This window comes from Methylobacterium sp. CCH5-D2 (assembly GCF_001556475.1).
GTDB classification, from domain to species: domain Bacteria; phylum Pseudomonadota; class Alphaproteobacteria; order Rhizobiales; family Beijerinckiaceae; genus Methylobacterium; species Methylobacterium hispanicum.
Window position 1 is genome coordinate 1 of sequence record NZ_LSIX01000583.1, and the last position, 3,899, is coordinate 3,899.

Annotated in this window: 4 protein-coding genes and 1 pseudogene; all 5 read right to left on the minus strand. The window is 71.5% G+C overall.

Going from position 1 to position 3,899, the window contains the following annotated elements:
* Nucleotides 1-421, minus strand: a pseudogene (locus AX737_RS14930) (4Fe-4S ferredoxin); the annotation flags it as partial.
* Nucleotides 418-1,161: a (Fe-S)-binding protein gene (locus AX737_RS14935; protein WP_066922564.1), complete on the minus strand. Its 744-nt coding sequence runs from the start codon at nucleotides 1,159-1,161 to the stop codon at nucleotides 418-420. The pseudogene AX737_RS14930 and the gene AX737_RS14935, both read right to left, overlap by 4 nt.
* A gap of 70 nt (nucleotides 1,162-1,231) precedes the next feature.
* On the minus strand, nucleotides 1,232-2,965 hold the full coding sequence (poxB, locus tag AX737_RS14940) for a ubiquinone-dependent pyruvate dehydrogenase (protein ID WP_066922566.1): 1,734 nt from the start codon (nucleotides 2,963-2,965) through the stop codon (nucleotides 1,232-1,234).
* A 119-nt stretch (nucleotides 2,966-3,084) separates the two neighbouring features.
* Complete coding sequence (locus AX737_RS14945) at nucleotides 3,085-3,585, minus strand: peptide deformylase (RefSeq protein ID WP_066922568.1); 501 nt, start codon at nucleotides 3,583-3,585, stop codon at nucleotides 3,085-3,087.
* Between the two features lie 10 nt (nucleotides 3,586-3,595).
* Nucleotides 3,596-3,899 (minus strand): AprI/Inh family metalloprotease inhibitor (locus AX737_RS14950; RefSeq protein ID WP_156453733.1); only part of this gene is annotated, 304 nt, incomplete at its 5' end.

Below are 3,899 nucleotides of genomic sequence, written 5' to 3' on the forward strand. Positions count from 1 at the left end.
CGTGGACGCCGTTGGCCTTGGCCGCCGCCTCGAACTGCTCGAGATAGGTGTCGAGGTTCGCGAGCGTGTGCTGCTTGATCTGCGAGGCGAGCTCCCGCAGCTCCTCCCATTCGGGAATGCCGTGGGCGGCCGTGTCGCGCTTGCGGCGCAGGTCCCACAGCCGCTCGTCGTGGGCGGCGGCGTGCAGCGGCGCGGCGAGGAAGCGCTCGGCGGCCTCGCCCTGGTCGATCGGCCGGTCGCCCCGGATCTTGGCGCCGCGGGGCTGGGGCTCGCGCTGGGCGGGCGCCTGGATCGGCTTCGAGGTGCCCTCGGCGTGGTCGAGGCGGCGCCCGTCCTGACCGCGCTCGCTCGCGTCGTCGGGCGCGCGCACGGCCGGGTTGACGACCCCCTCGCGCTCGCGGGGGTGAAGCTCCTCGCTCATGCGGCGGCTCCGTTCAGCACCTGGGCGATGTGGATGTACTTGAGCGGCAGGCCGAGGCGCTCGGCGCAGCCCTTCTGGTGCATCAGGCAGGAGGAATCGGCCGAGACCACGTACTCGGCCCCGGCCCGTTTCTGGTCGGCCACCTTGTCGTAGCCCATCTTGGCCGAGACCGCCGGCTCGAAGACCGAGAAGGTGCCGCCGAAGCCGCAGCACTCGTCGGGCCGAGCGAGGTTCACGAGCTCCACGCCCTCGACCTTCTGCAGCAGGTTCAGGGGCTTGGAGAAATACGGCAGGTTCAGCTCGGACGGGCGCGCGTGCCCGATGCCGCGCAGCGCGTTGCAGTTGGCGTGGTAGGCCACCTTGTGGGGAAAGCGCGCCCAGGGCAGCGCCTCGACCTTCAGCACGTCGTGCAGGAACTCGACCAGCTCGTAGGTGCTCGCGCGGACCTTCCGGACCTCGTCGGTCTGCGGGATCGCGGTGAGGTGCTCGCGCACCTGATGCACGCAGCTTCCCGAGGGGGCGACCACGTAGTCGAAGCCGGAGAAATTCCTGACGAAGAGCGCCTCGGTCGCGGCCGCCTCCTGGTGGCAGCCGGTATTGGTCATCGGCTGGCCGCAGCAGGTCTGGTCGTAGGGGTATTCCACCTCGAGGCCGAAGCGCTCCAGGAGTTCGAGCGTGGCGATGCCGACCTCGGGCTCGAAGGCGTCGACGTAGCAGGGGACGAACAGTCCGATACGCATGGCGGCTCCCGGCTCGCCAGCCCCCCGCTCACGTAGGCGTGTGGAACGGTTCGAAACTGGCCGTCCCGGTCTAGCGGATGAGGTTCGTCTTGGCGAGGTCGAGGACCGCGTCACCGCGTCCGCTCATCACGGCGCGCAGCATGTAGAGGCTGAAGCCCTTCACCTGCTGCCCGTCGATCTTCGGCGGGATCGACAGCTCGTTGCGCGCCACCGTGACGTCGAGGAGCGAGGGGCCGTCGAAGGCCAGGAACTCGCTGACCGCGCCCGGCAGGTCGCCCGGATCCTCCACCCGCAGGGCGAAGATGCCGGCCGCGCGCGACATGGCGGCAAAATCCGGGTTGTCGAGGGCGACGCCGGTCTCGAGGTAGCCCGCGGCCTTCATCTCCATCTCGACGAAGCCGAGCGAGCCGTTGTTGAACACCACCACCTTGAGCGGCAGCCGGTGCTGGCGCAGCGTCAGGAAGTCGCCCATCAACATGCTGAACCCACCGTCGCCCGCGAGCGCGATGACCTGCCGGTCGGGCTCGGCCGCCTGCACGCCGATGCCCTGCGCCATGGCGTTGGCCATCGAGCCGTGCACCCAGGAGCCGATGAGGCGGCGGCGCCCGTTCATCGTGAGGTAGCGCGCCGCCCAGACGGTCGGCGTGCCGACATCGGCCGTGAACACGGCGTCGTCCGCGGCCGCCTCGCTGATCACGCGGGTGAGGTATTGCGGGTGGATCAGCCCGCTGCCCGGCCGGCCGGTGGCGAGCTCGTCCAGCCCCTCGCGGGCCCGGGCGTAGTGCTTCAGGCTGGCGTCGAGCCAGGCGCGGTCGCTCTTGCCCGCGAGCTTCGGCAGGAGGGCCTGGATCGTCGCCCGCACGTCGCCGACGAGGCCGCGATCGATGCGGCAGCGCCGCCCCAATTCGTGCGGGCGGATGTCGACCTGCGCGACCTTGGCGTCCTGCGGGTAGAACTGCTTGTAGGGGAAGGCCGTGCCGAGCATCAGCAGGGTCTCGCAGCCCATCATCGCGGCGTAGCCCGAGGAGAAGCCGATCAGCCCGGTCATGCCGACATCGTAGGGGTTGTCGTACTCCACGTGGTCCTTGCCGCCGAGCGCGTGCACGATCGGGCTCTTCAGGGCCTCGGCGAGCTGCATCAGCTCCGCGTGCGCCCCGGCGCAGCCGCGCCCGCACAGCAGCGTCACGCGCTTCGAGCCGTTCAGGAGCTCCGCGAGCGCGTCGAGGTCGGAATCGGCCGGGCGCACCATCGGGCGCGGCGGGATCAGGCCGGCGCGGGGCGTCACGCCGCGCTTGGGCGCATCCTTCATGGCGACGTCGCCCGGGATCACCACCACGGCGACGCCCCGCTGGCCGATGGCCGCGCGCATCGCGTTCTCCAGCACGAACGGAAGCTGGGCCGGGTCCGAGACCAGCTCGCAGTAATGACTGCAATCGCGGAACAGCGCGGTCGGGTTCGTCTCCTGGAAGTAGCCGGAGCCGATCTCGGCCGAGGGGATGTGGGCGGCGATGGCGAGCACGGGCGCGCCCGTGCGGTGGCAATCGTAGAGGCCGTTGACGAGGTGGACGTGGCCCGGCCCGCAGGAGCCGGCGCAGACGGCGAGCCCGCCGGTGATCTGGCTCTCGGCGCCCGCCGCGAAGGCGCCGGCCTCCTCGTGGCGGACGTGGATCCAATCGATCGTGCCCCGCGCCCGGATCGACTCGGTGATGGCGTTCAGGCTGTCGCCGACGACGCCGAAGATCCGGCGGACGCCCGCCTCCTGGAGGGTCTCGACGACGAGGTCGGCGACGTTGGTGATGCGCATGGGCAGTGGCTCCCGTATCCGCGGGCCGAACCCGTGAGAACCGGGGCGGTTCCTCGCCTTCGCAGGGCATCAGCCATCTATTCGGCGCAGGGTTCCCGGCCGGATGACACTATTGTGCGTTATCCTGCATCCCGCAGCTTGGCGAAGCGCTTCAATATGCGCTCCCGGCGCAGGCGCGACAGGCGCTCGATCCAGAAGACGCCGTCAAGCTGGTCGATCTCGTGCTGCAGGCAGGCCGCGCGAAAACCCTCGGCGCGCTCCTCTTGGCCGACGCCGTCGAGGTCCTGGAAGCGCACCCGCACCCAGGCGGCGCGCTCGACGTCGTCGGCGACCCCCGGCATCGAGACGCTGCCCTCGCGGCCGGCCGCGCGCTCGGGCGCGGCCTCCACGACCTCCGGGTTGCAGTAGACGCTCGCCGGGCCGCCGGGCTCGGGGCGCAGCACCACGAGGCGGCGCAACTCGCCGACATGCGCCGCGGTGAGCCCCGCCGCCATCGCGGCGTCGAGGCTGGCGGTGAGATCGGCGGCGAGTGCCCGCAGATCGTCGTCGAAGGTCTCGACGCGCGCGCAAGAGCGGCGCAGCCGCGGATCGGGCCAGAGGATCAGCGGCCGCGCCGGCACGGCGTCGTGCTCAGCGCACCAGCGCCAGGGAGGCGCCGGACTTGGTCAACTGGCCGTCGAGGCTGCCGCCGCCCTGGCGCAGGCGCGCCGCCACGGTGCCGCCGGCCTGGTAGAGGTAGACCTCGCCGTCGCGAAAATCCCAGGCCGAGACCTTGGCGAGATCCTTGTTCGGGCAGCCGCCGGCGCTGGCCTTGTAGAGGTCGAGGGCGGGCGCGCTCGACAGGGTGACCTTGCAGGCGGCGCCGGTGGCGTCCTTGGCCTCCCAGGTGCCGACCACGGCCGAGCGCCCGCCGCCGGTCGTCGCTGGCGGGCGC

Bases quoted from the DNA above. Each gene is read 5' to 3' on its own strand.
- AX737_RS14935 (WP_066922564.1), bottom strand. From the start codon at position 1,161: ATGCGTATCGGACTGTTCGTCCCCTGCTACGTCGACGCCTTCGAGCCC.
- poxB (WP_066922566.1), bottom strand. From the start codon at position 2,965: ATGCGCATCACCAACGTCGCCGACCTCGTCGTCGAGACCCTCCAGGAG.